14 protein-coding genes are annotated in these 19,484 nt (G+C 34.5%); 8 read left to right on the top strand and 6 right to left on the bottom strand.

Annotated features, from left to right (window positions below):
* Positions 1-60: 60 nt before the first annotated feature.
* From BXY64_RS09955 to BXY64_RS09940, 4 genes are all read left to right on the top strand, one after another.
* The gene (locus BXY64_RS09955) at positions 61-1,125 is read left to right on the top strand and encodes an NAD(P)/FAD-dependent oxidoreductase (RefSeq protein ID WP_120239826.1); all 1,065 of its coding nucleotides are present in this window, start codon (positions 61-63) and stop codon (positions 1,123-1,125) included.
* A gap of 578 nt (positions 1,126-1,703) precedes the next feature.
* Positions 1,704-2,366, top strand: a complete 663-nt coding sequence (locus tag BXY64_RS09950; protein WP_120239825.1) for a polysaccharide biosynthesis/export family protein — start codon at positions 1,704-1,706, stop codon at positions 2,364-2,366.
* A gap of 29 nt (positions 2,367-2,395) precedes the next feature.
* Positions 2,396-4,777 carry a GumC family protein gene (locus BXY64_RS09945; protein ID WP_120239824.1) on the top strand — a complete coding sequence of 794 codons (2,382 nt, stop codon included), beginning with the start codon at positions 2,396-2,398 and terminating at the stop codon, positions 4,775-4,777.
* A 29-nt stretch (positions 4,778-4,806) separates the two neighbouring features.
* Entirely contained in the window at positions 4,807-5,202 is a 396-nt protein-coding gene (locus tag BXY64_RS09940) for a BT0820 family HAD-type phosphatase (RefSeq protein WP_120239823.1), read from the top strand.
* 61 nt (positions 5,203-5,263) lie between these two features.
* On the opposite strand, the gene rsgA is transcribed toward BXY64_RS09940, so the two are convergent.
* The gene (rsgA, locus tag BXY64_RS09935) at positions 5,264-6,316 is read right to left on the bottom strand and encodes a ribosome small subunit-dependent GTPase A (protein WP_120239822.1); all 1,053 of its coding nucleotides are present in this window, start codon (positions 6,314-6,316) and stop codon (positions 5,264-5,266) included.
* Positions 6,317-6,698: 382 nt separating this feature from the next.
* On the opposite strand from rsgA, the gene BXY64_RS09930 reads away from it, so the two are divergent.
* Together BXY64_RS09930 and BXY64_RS09925 are read left to right on the top strand one after the other, a co-directional pair.
* Positions 6,699-7,745, top strand: coding sequence for a 3-deoxy-7-phosphoheptulonate synthase (locus tag BXY64_RS09930; protein WP_120239821.1), 1,047 nt, complete (start codon positions 6,699-6,701; stop codon positions 7,743-7,745).
* 351 nt (positions 7,746-8,096) lie between these two features.
* The gene (locus tag BXY64_RS09925) at positions 8,097-9,176 is read left to right on the top strand and encodes a zinc metalloprotease (protein WP_120239820.1); all 1,080 of its coding nucleotides are present in this window, start codon (positions 8,097-8,099) and stop codon (positions 9,174-9,176) included.
* Between the two features lie 46 nt (positions 9,177-9,222).
* On the opposite strand, the gene BXY64_RS09920 is transcribed toward BXY64_RS09925, so the two are convergent.
* The 4 genes from BXY64_RS09920 to BXY64_RS09905 all read right to left on the bottom strand — a co-directional run bounded on the left by BXY64_RS09920 (position 9,223) and on the right by BXY64_RS09905 (position 17,172).
* Entirely contained in the window at positions 9,223-9,972 is a 750-nt protein-coding gene (locus BXY64_RS09920; protein ID WP_120240506.1) for a L,D-transpeptidase family protein, read from the bottom strand.
* Between the two features lie 560 nt (positions 9,973-10,532).
* Positions 10,533-13,040: a S9 family peptidase gene (locus tag BXY64_RS09915; protein ID WP_120239819.1), complete on the bottom strand. Its 2,508-nt coding sequence runs from the start codon at positions 13,038-13,040 to the stop codon at positions 10,533-10,535.
* Between the two features lie 348 nt (positions 13,041-13,388).
* Positions 13,389-14,243 (bottom strand): mechanosensitive ion channel family protein, encoded by an 855-nt coding sequence (locus BXY64_RS09910; protein WP_120239818.1) that lies wholly within the window; start codon positions 14,241-14,243, stop codon positions 13,389-13,391.
* Between the two features lie 205 nt (positions 14,244-14,448).
* Positions 14,449-17,172 carry a cache domain-containing protein gene (locus tag BXY64_RS09905; protein ID WP_120239817.1) on the bottom strand — a complete coding sequence of 908 codons (2,724 nt, stop codon included), beginning with the start codon at positions 17,170-17,172 and terminating at the stop codon, positions 14,449-14,451.
* A 181-nt stretch (positions 17,173-17,353) separates the two neighbouring features.
* Between BXY64_RS09905 and ppgK the strand changes: the two genes are divergently transcribed.
* Positions 17,354-18,094 carry a polyphosphate--glucose phosphotransferase gene (gene ppgK, locus BXY64_RS09900; RefSeq protein WP_120239816.1) on the top strand — a complete coding sequence of 247 codons (741 nt, stop codon included), beginning with the start codon at positions 17,354-17,356 and terminating at the stop codon, positions 18,092-18,094.
* A gap of 81 nt (positions 18,095-18,175) precedes the next feature.
* On the opposite strand, the gene BXY64_RS09895 is transcribed toward ppgK, so the two are convergent.
* On the bottom strand, positions 18,176-18,532 hold the full coding sequence (locus BXY64_RS09895) for a hypothetical protein (RefSeq protein ID WP_120239815.1): 357 nt from the start codon (positions 18,530-18,532) through the stop codon (positions 18,176-18,178).
* Positions 18,533-18,999: 467 nt separating this feature from the next.
* On the opposite strand from BXY64_RS09895, the gene BXY64_RS09890 reads away from it, so the two are divergent.
* Positions 19,000-19,251 (top strand): hypothetical protein, encoded by a 252-nt coding sequence (locus BXY64_RS09890; RefSeq protein ID WP_120239814.1) that lies wholly within the window; start codon positions 19,000-19,002, stop codon positions 19,249-19,251.
* Positions 19,252-19,484 lie beyond the last annotated feature (233 nt).

Here is a 19,484-nt window from a genome sequence, read left to right as displayed (position 1 = left end):
AGTAACATTTTGTTAGATGCAGCGTACATAAAAAACAATTGACTTAAACTACAAATTCCTATGGATAATCAATTCCTGATTGTTGGGCAAGGCATTGCCGGCTCTCTTCTTGCTTACGATATGTACAAAGCAGGTCATAAATTTAAGATTGTTTCATGTCCCGAAGGAAGTTTGACTTCGGATGTTGCAACCAGAAGATATAATCCCGCCATTTTCGATAAACTTGCCAAGAATTGGAATGTTGATGAATTGCTGCCCGTAATGACCAATCTTTATCAAGATATAGAGAATGAACTTGGTCAACAGTTTTTACATCCAGTAGATTTTACCCAGCCACTAAACGAGAACGAAATTCGAGTTTGGAACGAACGAATATTCGATGGAGACTTTTCAGATTATATGGAAAGTGCCGACACAGGTTGGATCAAACGGGGAATGGACAACTTTAACCTGTTCAATCGAGTAGGGAAGTCGGGTTATCTTGATTTGGCAAAGCTTTTATCAGAGTTGAAACAGTTTTTTAAAGAAAACGGCAATCTAATCGAAGCTAATTTTAAATATCAAGACATTGGATTTATAAACGGGCATATTACTTGGCGTGGTGTAAGCGCTAAGACCATTGTGTTTTGCGAAGGTCATCATGCAACGAAGAATCCTTATTTTAAAAGTATCCCATTTATTCCTACAAAAGGTGAACTGATTGAAATAGAATGCAAAAAACTACCTGATGATTACATCATAGACGAGAATTTATTTGTGATGCCAATGGGTAATTCTTGCTTTAAAGTGGGTGCAACCTATGATTATTCAAAACAAAATGGCAAAACGGTTATCGATACCAAAGCAGACCTTGTAAATAGATTGGACAAACTGATTTCCTTGCCTTACAAGATTATTAGTCATTGGTCAGGCATTCGTCCTGCAGTGAGCGATCGCCGTCCTGTTTTAGGCGTACATCCCAATAATCAACACATAGCAGTTTTTAATGGCTTGGGTACAAAAGGAGTGATATTAGCACCTTATTTTGCTCGTGAAATGATGTATTCATTGGTAAATAGAAACTACATCCTCGATAAAAAGATTGATATTCGAAGGTTTTCAGCTAATTGCGTGGGTGTAGTTTAAATGATTCCCAAATAAGATACAAACCAATAAGAATTACTACCCAATTCCAAATTGTACCATCTTTCGTTTTTTTATTATAACCTGGTAAACTTAAATACACTCTTTCCTTATCCTATAAAGGCTCTTTGTATAATTTAGATACTTGGATAATTATGAATGTAAATTATAATAGGTGTTATAACTCTTATACAAGAGTGGGTTTAAGTTGAGTTAGACTAAAGTCTTGACATATATACTAGTTACGTTCGGTTTTTTTTCCTAATTAAAGATGAAAATCTTTAATTAGGAGGGGTTTATATCTTGTGTTTGAGGGTTTTAGGTGTTGCCATAATAAAAAGAACATTTTATCATGTTATTTTGATTATTAGTCAATGAGTTTCACTAGATGGGTTTAAGAAAAAATTAACTTTTTACTTTTGCATGCCTTTAAAAAAATAAGGTGTAAAAACTACAAAATTAAAAGCCCCACAATTAAATCTATTTATGAGAAGACATCTGCTATTGTTATCATTTCATGTAAAACCAGTAAAAATCTAGTTTACTTAAATAATACTCAGGATGATGAGTTACTTGTCGATATGCCTGAAAGTACTGATGAATACAAAATAAAGGTTAATGATAATCTATTTGTGGATATAAAATCTCTTAGCCCTGAAGTTAATGCAATCTTTAATCCGGCACAGGGTATGGGAACTCAAGGTGGAACACAACAGAACTATGGGCAGGTTTCAGGCCAATACCTAAATGGTTTTTTAGTTGATTTAAGAGGAAATATCAATTTACCTATTATAGGATTTGTTAATGTATTAGATAAAACTCTTGAAGAAGCTAGAATTGAAATACAAAGCAAAGCCGATGAATATATTAAAGAAGCTACAGTGAAGGTAAAACTTTTAAGTTTTAAAATCACAGTGATGGGAGAAGTAAAGAATCCTGGGGTTTACTACAACTACACCAATAGTTTAACAGTTCTGGAGGGAATTAGTATGGCGAATGGCGTGACAGATTATGCACGAATCAAAAAGGTACTAGTTTTAAGACCAACTCCTAAGGGTAGTAAGACACATAGGCTCGACTTAACGGATAAAAGTTTCCTTAATTCAAAAGCCTTCTTTCTACAACCAAATGATGTAGTGTATGTGGAACCTGACAAATACAAAAATGTGAAATTGAATTCTCCAATGTATTCGTTGTTCTTATCAACCATTTCTACATTGATTTTGGTGTTTAACGTTCTTTAATCTCTCTGTTTAAAACTACATAATTTACTATGCAATCAAATAGTGTTCAGGATATTTCAGTAGGCGAAGATGAAATCGATTTGAAAGAACTTTTCTATAAGCTTCTTTCGCAATGGCATTGGTTTGTCATTTTTGGAATTTTGGGTATTGTGTTAGGATTTCTATTTAGTAGAGTTTCTCAGCCAGTTTATGATGCCAAATCGGTAATCCTTGTGGATGAGAATAAAAAGGGAATGGGTGTTGAAAACCTATTTGAAGGAATGGAACTTGGAAATGGTCCTAACATGCAGAATCATGTAGGAATTTTGAATTCTTATACCCTAAACCTGCAGGCGCTTAATAATCTTAATTGGAGAACTAGCCTCTACAAGAAAAACTTCATGAAAAAAACAGACTTGTACAAAGCAAGTCCGTTTAAACTTACTGAAAATGGGAATAAAAATTTGGAAGGAGTAGAGCTTGTAATCACTCCAATGGAAGGTAACTCTTATACCATTGAGGTTGACGATAAGTTCGTAGATGGAAGTACTGAATATGATGTGGAATTTGAAGCCACAGGTGAGTTTGGTGTTCCGTTTAAAAACGAATATTTTGATTTTACCATTGAAAAATTAGCAGAACTTCATACAGAAAAATATTCCATCAATTTTAATAATTTGGAAGTATTAGCACTTGATTATGTGGAAAAAGTAGGTGTTAATTTAGTTGATAAGAATTCAGAATTAATTCAATTGGCTTTACAAGGAAGTAATTCTCAAAGAATTGTAGATTATTTGAATGAACTTAGTAATGTATATCTTCAGTTTGGTTTAAGGAAAAAGAACCAGATTTCTTTAAATACGGTAAAGTTTATTGATAATCAGCTTGATGGGATTGTAGATTCGCTTAAGATAGCAGGCCAGGAGTTTTCAGATTTTAGATCAAAGAACAAATCGATCGATTTGAGTCATGAGGCAGAATTGGTTCTTGATAAAGTTGCAGATATCGAAAAAGAACAATCTACATTAGATTTTAGAATTGCCTATTTTAAGGATCTTCTTAATTATATGGGAAATGCTGAGCAGATGGAAAAAATTGCTGCTCCATCTTTTGTAGGAATTGCTGATGCTGGATTAAATGCTCAAGTAGTGAAACTAGCAGAACTTTACGGGGAACAAACCAAACTTTCATTTGTTGCAAAAGATAAGAATCCAACCTTGATCATTTTAAATAAGGAAATAAAGAATGTAATTAAGTCTTTGGAAGAAAATGTTAGAAACTTATTGACTCACGCAGAAACAGAGTCTAGAACGTTAAAAAAAAGGAAGGATAATATTACCATTAGATTAGCTGGATTGCCTGAAACTAAACAAGAAATGATTAATATCAAGCGTAGGTTTGATCTGAACAATGAAATTTACACTTTCTTATTGAAGAAGAGAGCAGAAGCTTCGATTCAAACGGCATCGAATATCTCAGATGTTCAAATTATTGATCCGGCAAGAGTTCGAACGACAAAGAAAATAGGGCCAAAAACAATGCTTCTAATGGTAATTGGTGGGTTTTTAGGTGGTCTATTACCATTGGTTATTATCCTGTTGAAAGACTTTTTCAATGACTCAATCAAATCTAAGGATGATTTAGAGAGGGGAACAACTTTGCCAATAATGGGAGAGATTGCACGTAATAATTATAAGCAGGAAATGGCAATTGTTAGCCATCCAAGATCAGGTTTAGCAGAATCATATCGAGGACTGAGAACCAATTTGCATTATAAGTTCAAGGGGGATTTGAAGAAAGTCATAGGTGTTCACTCTATGATACCAGGAGAGGGAAAAACTTTTACAGCCTCTAATTTAGCTACTATCATTGCAATGGATAATAAAAAAGTTCTTCTGGTTGCCTGTGACTTGAGAAAACCACGATTGCATGATGTATTTGAAGTTCCTAATAGAGCAGGTTTATCAACCTATTTAGTTGGACAAAGTTCATTTAATGAGATTATTAACAGGACTCAATTAGAATGTCTTCAGTTTGTAAATTCTGGAGCAATTCCACCTAATCCTGCGGAGCTGCTAGGAGGAAAAGAATTTGAAGAATTTTTAATAGAAGCTAAAAAACAGTATGACTATATTGTATTAGATAATGCTCCGGTTACTTTGGTAACTGATGGAGTATTAACAAGCAAATTTGCGGACTCTAATTTATTTGTTCTGAGGCAAGGCTATAGTAAGCAGAATCAGATAAAATTCATAAACCAACTGTCGCAAAAAGGTGATATGGATGAAGTTGGTATCATTTTAAATGATACAGTTCACAAAGGATATGGCAACTCCTATGGCAGTTATGGATATGGAAATGGCTATTATGATGAAGATCACACTCAGAGATCTTTTAAAGAGAAATTATTGGGGATTTTCTCCAGGAATTAGAAATCTACTTATTACCAAATTTTAGAAAAATGATTATTGCAGTTGATTTTGACGGAACTATTGTTGAGCAGAAATACCCTAAGTTGGGCAAGGAGATTCCTTTTGCAACACAAACTTTAAAGATGTTACAAAACCAAGGACATAGATTGATCTTGTGGACCTATCGATCAGGAAAAGAACTTGGTGATGCCATTGAATTTTGTAAATCGAAGGGAGTCGAGTTTTATGCGGTCAATAAAAATTATCCTGAGGAGGTTTTTGATGGAAATATAAGTCGAAAAATTAAAGCGGATATGTATATTGATGATATGAATTTTGGTGGTTTACCTGATTGGGGACAAATCTTTGATAGTATTTGTAATGGAAACGAAATAAAGTATCACAATAATCGCCGAAAGGGAATTTTAAGTAGAATTTTTGGTTAGATAAAAAGATTAGAACAAAGGGCTTAGATTTATAATCTGAGCCCTTTGTTTTTAATAACGATTAACTTTTATAACCCGATTTCTTCATATTCTTAATGATTTTGGAAAGCTTTTTTCCTTTCTGTTTTCGATCTTGTAAACTGCTTTCATAATGTTCCATTTCTCGATTCAAACGCATAAAGTTTTCATATTCATCTTCTGAAATATCTCCAGTCTTTACAGCCTTTAAAACTTTACAGCCTTTTTCGTTGGTATGTGTACAGTTATGAAACTTACAGCCTTTTGCAAGCTCATCGATTCCATGAAAGCCAGATAATCCGGATTCTGAATTTGGAGCTGTTAATCCAAATTCTCGAGTGCCAGGCGTGTCTATTACAACCCCACCATTTTGTAGGATATACAATTCTCTCGAAGTGGTGGTATGTGCTCCTTTCATCGTAGACTGACTGATTGTTCCGGTTTTTAAATCATTTCCTTCTTGCAAAGAATTGATGATTGAGGATTTTCCGACTCCCGATGCTCCAATAAAAACATAGGATTTACCGGTTATAATCTTATCCTTTAATAAATTCAAGTTGCTTCCATGACTTGCGCTAATTGGAATTGCCTGATAAGTGTCAATCATGAAATTCATTATTTCTTGTTGTTCATCGTCAATAGGTAAATCTGTTTTGTTAATTAAAACAATTGGTTCAATATTACAGTTTTGCAATTGAACTAATGTGCGTTCTAATCGTCTTAGATTTAAACCAATTTCAAGACATTGAACGATAACAGCATAATCGATATTTATAGCTATAATTTGTTCCACAATTTCTTTTCCTGATTTTTGTCTGGAAAGACAATTGTATCTGGGCAATACTTTCGATATGATCCCCAAATCGCCATAATCAAGAAACAATACCCAGTCGCCTGTTTTGGGCTTTTCATTTTCATCTAGCCCAAACATTAAATTTCCTGCTAACTCGCAGGTTTTACTTCCATTTTCATGGATTACGATACAATTCGACTTATTTACAGTTGAAACACGACCAATGGTCATGTTTTGTTTTTCTTCAAAACTAAGAGATGATTCAAAAAAATGAGACCATCCCAATTTATTTAATGTATTCATTACATTCGGTTTAACTTTCAGCTTAGCAAGTGATAGCTGAAATTAATTCACTAAAATTTACGGCATAAAAAAACAGGCATCAAATAAAAATGATGCTAAAAGTGAAGTGGCGGCAAGTTGATTCGAGACAAATCCAATGACTTGCCTATAATGCGGACTCCGAATGATATGTAGAAGTTGTTCTTTTAATCATGAAGTGCAAAAATAGGAAAAATATGCATTGGTGCCTAATTCAAAAATTTAATCGTTTTTGTTAAAACGAGCATCAAATCAAATATTCTTCGTGCTATATTTTTCATTCACTAAAAAATAAAAACTAAATTCGGATCGAATCAGGAAACATCTGTATTCATTAACTATATTGACCAATTAGAATACCCCTATGGTAGATCCAAGAATTGAAAATTTAAATGTAAGTGTAGAACAACCTATATTAACTCCCATAGCTTTAAAAGAGCTGTACCCTTTAACTGAAAAATGTATCAATACAGTTCACAAGGGGCAAAGTACCATTAAAAATATACTAAGTGGGAGAGATAAGAGAATATTGGCTATTGTCGGTCCTTGTTCCATTCACGATGTTAAGGCGGCAAAAGAATACGCTCAAAAAATTAAACAATTGGCTGATGAGTTAAAGGATAAAATCTTCATTGTGATGAGAGTTTATTTCGAGAAGCCAAGAACTACTGTAGGATGGAAAGGTTTAATCAATGATCCGCATATGGATAATTCTTGTCAGATCCAGGAAGGATTAAAACAGGCAAGAGAACTTTTGGTATACATTGCAGAATTGGGTTTGCCGGCAGCAGGAGAGGCATTGGATATTGTTACTCCACAATACATTCAGGATTTATTTTCTTGGACAGCAATTGGTGCCAGAACAACTGAATCGCAAAGCCATAGAAATATGGCAAGTGGATTGTCTTCGGTTGTAGGCTTTAAAAATGGCACTGATGGAAATATTGATATCGCCTTAAATGCTATGCAAGCTGTTGGAGCTCCACAAAATTTTGTAAGTATCAATCCAGATGGAAATGTATCGGTGATAAGAACATTGGGAAATCCCAATACTCACATTATACTTCGTGGAGGAAAGGAATCAAACTATGAAAGCAAATTTGTTCAGGAAATAGAAGACAAATTAAATGGAGTGGGAATTGATCCTAAAATCATGATTGACTGCAGTCATGCCAATTCAGGAAAGCTTGCCAAAAATCAAAAGATTGTACTTCAGGATATTGCTGAGCAAATACAAAATGGTAATCAATCTATTATGGGCTTTATGCTTGAAAGTAACTTGGCTTTTGGAAAGCAGTCCATTCCTGATAATAAAGCAGAATTGAAATATGGAGTTTCCGTTACGGATGAATGCATAGGCTGGGAAACAACGGAGAAGATATTAAGAGAATTTTGTAGTACTATTAAATAGTAACTTTTCTCATAATTCTATTTAAATTGAAAAATATGTCAATAATGTTTCATTTTAAATAAGAGTAATTCCTCTTTATTTTTTATCAAAAACAAGGGGTTTTTCGAGAAAAATTAATTGTGATATTTCATATATTACATTCAATAAAAGGATGTAAATCGATCATTGTGGTAATCATAAGATAGATGGAGGATAAGTTTTTTATTTTGCTTTGTTAAAAATTACACTTCTGTAATGTTCATTATATCAGGTGTATGTGCAATTGAGTGTTCTTGCTGTGAAAAATTATTTGGTGGTTTAGATATAATATTCTTAAATTGAGGGATCATTAACCATTTAAACTAATTTTTTATGAAAAAATTATTTTTCCCCTTACTTGTTTTAGGGTTGTTTTTGGCTTCATGTCAAAAAGAATCTAATGATCTAAAAGTTCAACAGACAAATGACATTGCTGTTGATATGAGTGACTTTTATGTGTACACTTCAGAAACAGTTGAAGAATCCACAGGTGTAAAAGCTGGTCATGTTCATGGTCCTGCATGTAAATGCGGCTCGATGAAAGTTCTAAACCAAAAATTAAAAGAAAATCCAGGTTTGGAAAAGCGTATGTATGCGATTGAAAAACATACGAGACAATTAATTGCTGCGAAGTCGGCTAATACTAACAAGGGTAAACCTGTTAAGCCAGATCCAGACCCAGATCCAGTTCCATACCAAGGAAACATTACAATCCCTGTGATTGTAAATATTTTGGAAGATCCTGCACATCCGATAACTCAGGCTCATATCGATTCACAAATTGATATTTTGAATGAAGATTTCAACGATTTGAATCCTAATACTGGTGGAGTTCCTACAGAATTTAATGATGATATTGCTGATTGTAACATTACATTTGTATTGGCAGGTGTTAATCGAAAAGCTTCAACAAAATCTTCTTGGGGAACCAATGATGCAATGAAGTATGCAAGCCAAGGTGGTATCGATGCTACTGACCCAACAAGTTTCTTGAACTTTTGGGTTTGTGAAATTGGTGGAGGTATTCTAGGATATGCTCAATTCCCTGGTGGAGCACTAGAAACTGATGGTGTAGTTATTGGTAGCGACTTCTTCGGTGAAAACTCAAGAGGTGGTGATTATGGTTACGGTCGTACAGCTACTCACGAAGTAGGTCACTGGTTGAATCTTCGTCACATTTGGGGTGATGGTAGATGTCGTCAGGATGACTTTGTAACTGATACTCCAAGCTCAGATAGAGCAAACTACGGGTGTCCTTCATATCCAACAGTACATTGTCGTACCAATGATATGACTATGAACTTCATGGATTACGTGAATGATAACTGCATGTACATGTTTACAAATGGTCAGAATGACCGAATGAGAGCTTTATTCGCTGCTGGCGGAGCAAGAGAAGGTTTTGTTCAGTAATTTATAAATGTGATTGAATATTTAAGGCACTCTAGTGGTGCCTTTTTTATTGTTTGGGTTCTATAAGATGTTTTCCATTTTTTAGGAATGTAACTTTTGGAATTTGTCTTGTTTTGTTGAAAGAATCGTAGGCAATTTTTAAATCTTTCCAAACTGTTGTTTTATCCTGATCGTCCCTGTATTTAGAAAGAAGCACTTCAAAGTTTTTATCTGATAGTTTGGCAGGGAAAATATGAACCGGAATTTGTTGCTGACCATTGTTTTTCGCCTCTACACAAAAGATGTACAATTCCTTAATTTGATCGTCAGTAATTGGCAAACATCCAACGGTTACACATGAACCATGAATGAAGATATCTCCGCCAGGATCGGTTTTATCTGCCCAAAATAAATCTGATTGGTTTGGATAGTTAATGCCCAAAGAGAGGTGGAAATTGCTGGCAGGATTAAATCGGTCGATGTAATAGAATCCTTCAGGAACTTGTAAATCTCCTTGTTTTCTTTTGGGGCCAAGCGTGCCGGATTTTCTACAGACTTTATATTCTTTGATCAATTTGAACTTTTGATCTGATTTGTTTTTACCCCACAGCTGAATTTTTTGTCCGAATTTAAAAGCACGCAAATACACTTCTAATTCATCACTTTTAATGTTTTTGCTGTTGAGAAGCTTCTGGATGCCATTTTCCTTTTCAGCATATGCATTACGAACACGAGGGTATTTAAGTTGTTCCGATTTGAATGAACTTGAATTGGTCACAATAAAAGATGTTAGTATAAGGGTAAGGATTAGTTTCATTTTGCAAGATAACATTTTGTAATGCATATATGGAATGATTTGATGTTTTCAGCAAAGCTATCGCATTGTCAGATTTCGGTTATCGGATGTCAGGGAAAAAATGCTAACTGATTACTAGTCACTTTTGAATAAAGCTCCAGAGGAGCGTGATCTTTATAGCCCAGGGCGAATGAGCTACGCGAATGTTGCCCTGGGTTAGTAAGTTTTATAAATAATCGTCGCAACTACATGCCTTTATGAATATGGAATCTTAACATGCGACGGAAGAGATCTTAAGTAAAATTAACCACAAAGGAAAACGAAGGGTATTCACCAAGGACACAAAGGTGTGGACGCAGATGCTGATTATGATTTTCGCGATTGGGTAGTTAGTGGTTATTGGGTTTCGGTTAGCTGCAAGTCACAAGGTTCATGTAATTTGGGGGGATGATGGCTATGGTTGTCAGTTTTTGGTTATCAAATTGGAATTAAATTAGTGAGAATCTCACTTTGGAGTGAGAGCCTCACAAAAAATCCCGATTTGCACTGCAAATCGGGATGAATATTATCTGACAAATGAATTACCAGGTTTTAGGTGTTTCATTTTGCATTTCAATGAAATCAGCTCCTTCACGGTAATCACCCAATAGGTGCTTACAGAAATATTCACTTCTTAACCAGAAAGAGTATTCGCTCATGTTACCAAAGCCATGACGCTGACCTGGGTAAATGAAGAAATCGAATCGTTTATTCGCTTTAATCAATGCGTTTGCAACTCTTACAGTATTTGCAGGATGCACATTGTTATCAATATCACCTGTTACCAGTAATAGTTTACCTTTTAGATTCTTAGCCAGGCTTGGGTTGGTTGCAATCTTGTACTGGAATGTAGTATCTTTTTCAGTAACAACTTCTTTTACTCCATGGTGAGTTTCACTCCACCAGCGGTTGTAAATGTTGTTATCGTGGTTACCTGCAGCCGATACAGCAACTTTAAAGAAATCAGGATATACAAACATTGCAGCTGTTGACATGAATCCACCACCTGAGTGACCGAAAATACCAACTCTGTTGATGTCAATGAAATCATGGCGGTTAGCCAAACGTTCCAAAGCCACTTTCTTGTCAAGAAGAGGATAATCTCTCATGTTTTGATATCCGTAATTGTGGTACCATTTGGAACGATCAGGGTGACCACCTCTGTGACCCATGGTAACAACAATAAATCCGAATTGGGCCATACGATCAGCACGATCCATGCGAGTTGAGAAACTCTTATAAACCGCTTCGGTTTGTGGACCAGGATATACGTAAGTTAAGATTGGGTATTTCTTGTTCTCATCAAAATCAAATGGCTTGTACATTACACCGTAAAGGTCAGTTACACCGTCACCAGCTTTCACAGTAAAGATTTCCGGAAACTTGTAGCCAGCTTCGAATAGTAATGAAAGGTCAGCTGTTTCCAAATCCATAATCTTGTTGCCACGTGTATCGTATAATTTCGATTCAGGAGTGGTGTTTACTCTTGAAGAGTTGTTTACAAAGTAATGGTTTTGATCATTCAGGCTTACCTGATGGTCGAAATCTCCTTTATTCAGTAATTTCAAACCAGTACCATCAAAGTTTACTCTGTACAAGTGAGAATAGTAAGGATCTTCGCCTTTTTCATGACCATTGGCAGTGAAATAAAGTACTCTGTTCTTTTCATCAACACCTTGTACTCCGTCTGCATGCCAAGGACCTGATGTAATTTGGTTTTTCACCTTTCCTTCTGCATCGTATAGGTAGAAGTGAGCCCAACCATCACGTTCCGACCAGTGAATGAACTCCTTGCCATTGTTAATGGTAACCAGGTTACGTGTTTCGATATATGTATTTAATCTTTCCTCGATAATTACTTTTACTTCACCTGTTGTAGTATTTGCCGAGCAGATATCAACTCGTTTCATATCACGACTTTGGCGTTGGAAGTAAATCAAAACGCTGTTTTTCGAAAGCCATTTGGAGTATTTCAAATCATCATCAGCATTTACCTTTTTGCGAGGAGCTCTTAAGATACGAAGCGTTTGATCTTTCCATGCATCAGCTTTTATAACAACTGATTCTTTGCTTTCCCAGTCGAAAACTTGCATTTCATATTGAGGAGCTTCTTTTTCTCCTGCCATATGATACTTGTATGTTTCCAAAGTAGGACGACCTTTTGCAACCGAGTTCAATACCCAAAGGTCTTTCACTTTTCTTTCGTCTTCGCGGGTAATTGCAAACTTTTTTGAATCATGCGAGAAAGTTACGTAAGCAGCTTTTCTGTCATCTTTTTCTTTCTCTTTTTCGGTATTGGTTTTACCATATCCGGTATCGCCATAAGCATAATCCTTAACACCATCGGTTGTTAGTTGGTGTTCAACAATGGTAGTGTCTTTTTCATTTTTCTGAGCTTTCTTGTAGTTCTCAGCATCCATCCAATAAAGGTTGTGATGTTTGGCAAAAATTACATACTCCTGGTTAGGAGCAACCGAAGCCCATTTCTTTTGTTCCAATGGCTTTTCAAAATCATCTAAAAGACGTAGTTTACGGCTTGCCAGTTCGTATTCGAAATGCCAAACTTTAGCAACCATTTTTTTCTTTTTGTCTTTTTTCTTGTCGTCTTTTTCTTCTTCCTGCTTGTCGCCGTTTTCTTCATCTTTTTCCTCTTCTTCGGCCAATTTACTTTTCACTTCGAACTGCACAATTTTTTCGTTCTTAATGAATTTCATTTTTTTAATGTCCATGTGTTTTGCATCGAAGGGATCGCCAGTTAAACGGCTCATATCAGCAGCCATTTTTACAGGATCAAAAAGCTTGCTTTTCATGTTTCTTGCCGGATCAACCAAATAATAGTTTAATCCTTCGGAAGTTTGGTAGGCATACCAAAACTTTTCACCGTTTTTAAGCCAGTGTGGACGCACTCTGGTTGAGAATACCATAGATCTCAATTTGGTAGGAGAGAACCTTGCAGGTAATTCATAATTTGCCTTTGTAACAGGTGTTTTCTGTGCAAAAACACCAATTCCTATTAAAAGAAATAGGAATGTTAGTAAATGTTTTTTCATTTGGTTGTAATTTTTGGTTGTGTCATCCCGATCGTTATCGGGAGGAACTTTTGATGAATTTTTATATACTGCTATGAAAAATTTAGTATGCTAAAATTCATCTTTGTTTCATGATTGGTTGTTGTTTTTATGCAATAATGCAATTAGGACAATAAAAGTAGGGAAGAGGATGGTAAAAAAGGAGGAAATTTTCACAATTTCGATAATGATGGGAATTTTCGCGATGTAAAATCAAGGAAAACACTAAAGAACTGACATTAGTCATATGAAACAAGACATAAGGCCAGTTCGGTTTGTTAAAAACAGTACCTGTTTTAAGAATTACAGATAATTAATTCGGATGAGTTTTTACTTTTTGCTAAAATGTCCAGTTGCATCAGATTTAAAATGAACATCCATTTGAGGAAATGGAATGGAAATGTTATTCTCGATAAATTTTTTATTTATCAACATTCTGATGTCTGATTTAAGATTTTCAATCCTGAAAATATTCCTACTGAAAAACAACAATTCGAAATCGAGAGAAGAGCTTCCAAAATTCACAAATCTTACAAGAATAGAGTCTTTATCAGTAATATCCCTGCTTTCCAGAGCGCTTTCTTTTAGTACTTTGGTTACCAATTCTACATCGCTTCCATAAGCAACACCAACACAAATTTTAAATCTTGTTTTGTCTGATTGATGACTCCAATTGATCACCTTGTTGCTTGTGATTAGTGAATTGGGTATGATAATGATGATGTCGTCGCGATTTTTTGCCGATGAAGTTCTTAAGCCAATTCTTTCCATTTTAACCACATCTCCATCTATTTCTAAAATATCTCCAACTTTTATCGACCTTTCGAATAGCAATATGATCCCTGAAACAAAATTATTGAACGTATTCTGTAAGCCTAATCCAACCCCAACAAGTAAGGCAGCCGATCCAGCCAAAAGTACATTTAGTTTAAATCCCAATGTCTCCAGAATGATCAATGAGGAAATGATCCATACCAGGTATTTGATAATTTGAAACAAGGAGTATAGGTTTCCTTTATCAATACTTAGAAATGATTTTTTACGGAATATTGCTTTTTTAATTAGCCAGAGTAAAAAAATGGTGATTAATATGGTAATGAGAGTACTGGTTATTTTTCCAAATGTGAAGGAAAAGCTTCCAATTTTAAAAATTTCGTATTCTAAAAACTCAATTACTTTATTCATAATTATTTTTCCCAATCAAGTGTTTACGATTTATTGCACCTGTTAAATTTTCTATATGTAATCAGATGATAATTGCCAGATCAAAGTAAACATTTTCGTGTGGATTTATAATTATCAATTTATGGACTTTTTTCATTTTTTTTCTACCTGTAAACAATACATTTAAAGAGTTTGCACCAAAGTATTCTTATAATCAATTTTGAATCTATTGTTTTGTAGGAAACCAAACGCTAACATCAGTGCCTTTTCCCAATTCACTAATTACTGTTATTTTACCACCATGTTTTTTTACAAAATCACTAACCAGTAATAAACCTAAGCCAGTACCGGGTTCATCATTTGTACCTTTTTTAGAAGTACTCTTATCTATTTTAAATAAATTATCCTTGGTGGCATTGTCCATTCCTATGCCATTATCGCTGATACAAAGCTGTAAATAATCGGTGTATGAATTTGTGTAAACCTTAATTTGTCCGCCTTCTGGTGTAAATTTAATGGCATTGGAGATTAGGTTTCGGGTAATGGTTTGTAGCATGTTAACATCTAAACATACCTCTGGGTTTTCCGTTTTTTCAAAAATTAAATTAATATTTTTTGCCTTGGCCATGCCACTCATAAGTTTGATTGCGGATTGCAAATCATCACAAATATTTGTCTTTTGTGGGAGAAACTTTATGGTGCCGGTTTGTGCTCTTGACCACTCGAGTAGGTTTAATAAAAGGTCGTAAGCATTTTTTATTGCCGGATTAAGCAATTCAATCATTTCTTGAACGCCTTGCATATCGTTCTCATTAACGCTCTCAGCTAACATTTCACCAGAATTAAGCATTACGTTAAAAGGGTTTATTAAGTCGTGAGCAATGATTGAAAAGAACTTATCTTTAGTGGCATTTAGAGCTTTAAGTTCCTCTTGTTTGTTTTGCAATTCAGTTTCAAATTTTATTCTATCGGTAATGTCGAGCAATACACCAATTAAACCTTCAACTTGCTCATCTTGATTTTTAAATAGAGCGTTGTAGCAGGTAAAATTTCTTAAATTCTGTCCTTCTTTATGGTATTCAAGATCATATTGTTGATAATTGCCCTTAAATACTTCTAAATTTTTTTCATGGTAAACATTAGCTAAATCTTCGGTGTATAAATCAAAAACTCCTTTACCAATTACTTCTTCGGGGTCCATCTCAATTAAATTAAAGAATGCCCTATTGCCTCCTAAATATATTCCATCCGTATTTTTATAAAATATAGGTGATGGTATACTCTCTAATAATGTATCTAAAAAATTTCTACTCTTTTTTAATTCTTTCTCAGTGTTTTTTAATTCTGTGACATCACTTCCCACCCAAATCAATAGATCTTCAGATACTCTAAAAGATGCCCAGTATTGGTAGGCAAGTTTGCCATTTTTAAGATTTATTGGAAAAAGCTTAAATTCAGGATCATTTTCAAGTATTTTATTTTGAACTCTTTCTTTTTGGTCTCCTGTAAATACTTTATCAATTGGCACTTTTTGATTCATTACCTCCTTTTTGCTTAAATCGAAAAAGGATTCACATTGCTTGTTCCAAATTTGAATGGTTCCATTATTGTCAAGTCCTAAAATTGTTAATGGAGCATACTCAACTAAGATTCGAAATTTTTCTTCACTTTCCTTGAGAGCATTTATGTTTTTAAAATGCTGATTTAATAGTTTGTTGATATTGTCAGAAAGTTGATGAAATTCTTTTGTTTGGAATTCAGTGTTTGTAATTTTCTTGTCTTTAAATACTGCAGATTCTATTTGATTGAAGAGCATGCTTAACTCAGATTTAAATTTGCCTGTGGTTCTTCTGAATTGACCTAATATTATAAACATTAAAGGAATTGAGAGGATAATGAGTAATATGATTCTCAGCCAGGACATTTGATAGAATGATTGCATTCGTTGGAGCTCTATATCGTTAAATTGTTTTAAGCTCGAAGATGCTCCAATCATCCATTGCCATTTTTCAAACCCATCAATACATGCCAATTTTGCTGTAAATTCGGTTTCGTTAATGGGCCAATTGTAATATAAGTAATCAGCATTACCCGATTGAGCAATTTTCAATTCCTCCTTAAATATTTTTAAACCATTATCGCTGGAAATATCCTTAATATTTACGCCAGCCTTATATTTATCTGAATTAATAATAATAGAAGTACCATCGTAATGATTAATAAATAAATTCCAATCTTTGGGCGAATAGGAGCTTTTTAGATAATTAATTGCATGTTCCTTAGTGGCTATATTGTGATCGTCGATGTACTCGCCACAACCAATAAGCCAATCGAATTGCTTAAACCTTTTAACAAACGAAGTTTTCGGATAAAGAATGCTGTCTTTTAACCAAGGTTTGTGCCAAAGATAGGTATGAAAAGTTTCTTCTTTGTTTTTAATAGCTTTGATTTGTTCTGAAATGATACTTTCGCCGGAGGGGGATTCGACGCCCAATATATTAGATCCTTCAGCCGATGTGCAAAAAGGATACATTATTAAGTTGCCTTGTAAATCAATGATATAAATATAGCCCCTGTTGTCAAAATGTCGTATTCCGCTCAGAGCACTTTTGATTAAAGCTTTTATTTCTGTATTGGTTTTTCTTCCCTTGTTCTGGGTGTAGATGCTATTAGCTTGGTTAATAGCATTGTTCACTGCGTTTTGCAGTTTGAGTTTCATTTTATTCTCCGAGGAGGTTTCCTCATGATCCAAGTATGCCTTAACATTTTTGACTGCACTTTTAAGAAACAGCTTTTTTTCATCTTCGATCAATTGTTTTTCATCTTCGTAATTTTTTTGAAATAGGTAATACTCAGTAACTATAATAATAGAGATGAAACTGAATAATATGGTGGATATTATAATTAAGGTAGATCTTTTAAGTATGGAATTAATGCTTTTTTTACTCATATGGGGAAGATAAGTTAAAATGATTGATTCAATTTCATTATACCGTTAAACTGTGAATGATGTTACGCTATTTACAAGCTTTTCGCGATTAAAATTGATGTGTTGTGATTTTTTTAAGTGATTTAATTCGATAGAAATTTTGTATTTTTTACTCATTAAATATAATCCACAATTAGAATTTATGGAAATACTTGGAATTGATATTGGAGGGTCGGGAATTAAGGGAGCTCCGGTTAATGTAGAAACGGGAAAGCAGTTGGAGGAAAGATTTCGCATTCCAACCCCTCAGCCATCTACGCCGGAAGCCGTTGCAAATGTGATAAAGGAAATTGTTGATCATTTCAATTGGCAAGGACCTGTAGGCTGTGGATTTCCTACCATTATATCTCATGGAAAGGCCATGGCACATGGTAATTTGGATAAGTCTTGGTTAGGTGTTCAGGTGGATCAACTTTTCAGTGATAAAACCGGATTGGATGTTACTGTTGTGAATGATGCAGATGCGGCTGGTTTGGCAGAAATGAAATATGGAGTAGGGAAAGATAAGTCAGGCCTGGTGGTAATGATAACCATAGGCACAGGAATCGGGTCGGGAGTTTTCTATAATGGACAATTGTTACCCAATTTTGAATTGGGCCAATTGAAATACAAGAATGGCAAGAAAATTGAAAAATATGCTGCCGATTCGGTTCGAAAAAAGCAAGACTTGAGTTTTTCCGCCTGGGGAAAAAGATTCAATGAGTTTCTTCATCATGTGAATGTAATCTGTGCCCCCGATTACTTTATCATTGGAGGAGGAATCAGCAAGAAATTAGATAAGTTCGAAAGCGAAATTGATGTGGAAGTGCCCGTATTGCTTGCACAGTTTCAAAATGGAGCCGGAATTATTGGGGCTGCGGTTAGTGCCAATGGGATAAAATAAAAAGCTTCAATACTTTTTTATATAACAAAGGGATGGTAGATTGTTTTCTACCATCCCTTTGTTGTGTGGAATTGCTTATTACTAAACCGTTTCTTCCACTTTTTTCTTGCTTACTTCATCGATAGTAAAGCCCCATGCACCAAGTTTTTTTGTGTCGTTTGGGAAATGAGCTTTCAACAAATCACGAATTTGCTTGATATCATTAATGATTTCTTTAGCCATTTTCGCTTTTTGCTCGTTTAACTCTTCTTTTAATCGATTTGCATCATTTGCTTTTTCCTGATAATCGATCATGTTGTTAACCTTTCCTTCAATTGCGGCTATGTCGATTACAGAATTTAATAAGCTAGCTTCGCCATCCGCATCATTTTTTCGTTTAATGTCAGCGAACAAACCAGCTAAATAATTAGCATTGCCTTTGATTTTGATTTGTGCCATCTTATTTGAATTTAAAAATTAATTTTTGGAACAATTAAATTTAACAAAAATGCGCTTGGTGAAATGCTAATCATATTATTTAATTGGTATTTATAATAAATTTAAATAGTGATTGTGTGAATGTTTATATGTCTCTGGGGTTGCAATTATAACTGTGATGTAGGAGTGGTGAGGGTTTTGTGAAGTGGTGGATTAATAAGTTTATTGTGAAATTCTAATTAAGATAAGAGAAAAATGCAGGGTAAATGTCAAATGATTCGCGTTGAAAGTTGAAGATTTAACGTAAAAACATGAAGATTTAACGTTGAAAGCTGACATAACAAAGTTGAAAGTTGATGTTTTAACGTACGGAAGAGAGTGTGCAACTTAAAAACCTCAGCTTTCAATATTAAAAGCAGAGGTTTCAATGTTGAAAGCTTATCTTCCAATGTTTTTTGTTGTCTTTCCATGCCTGCAGGACATGTTTTTTGATTGAAAAGACAGCCTTTTGCGTTGAAAGAAGAACTTTTAATGTTGAAACTTCAGCTGGCAATGTTGCCCACTCAGCTTACAATATTGAAACCACAGCTAGTAATGTTGCCGGCACAGCTTTTAACATTGAAAACACAAGTATTAATGTTAAAAGAACAGGATTTAATGTTGAAAGCTCAGGAAATAACATTAAAAGTTCAGCTTTTAATGGGAGCATAGCTGTACGTTACGAAGAAAAACGATCCTAATATAATGCCTGTAAATTAATCATAGGAATACTTTGTTGAGGGATTATTGTTTTGTACTTTCATTGGCGAAAAACAAATTAGTGCACCTTATACATCCAATTGGGAGGGATAAAGTGCATTAATGCACTTTATATAGAAGTTGAACAAAAACCGCCTACAGCGGTAGCTTACAAATAAGGTTGTAACTTGCTTAAGTATTTATTCATTAAAATATTAAGTCATGAAAAAAAAGC

The organism is Marinifilum flexuosum, from assembly GCF_003610555.1.
GTDB lineage: Bacteria > Bacteroidota > Bacteroidia > Bacteroidales > Marinifilaceae > Marinifilum > Marinifilum flexuosum.
The sequence above is the reverse complement of the archived record's forward strand: the minus strand, read 5'-3'. Positions and strand labels throughout refer to the sequence as shown.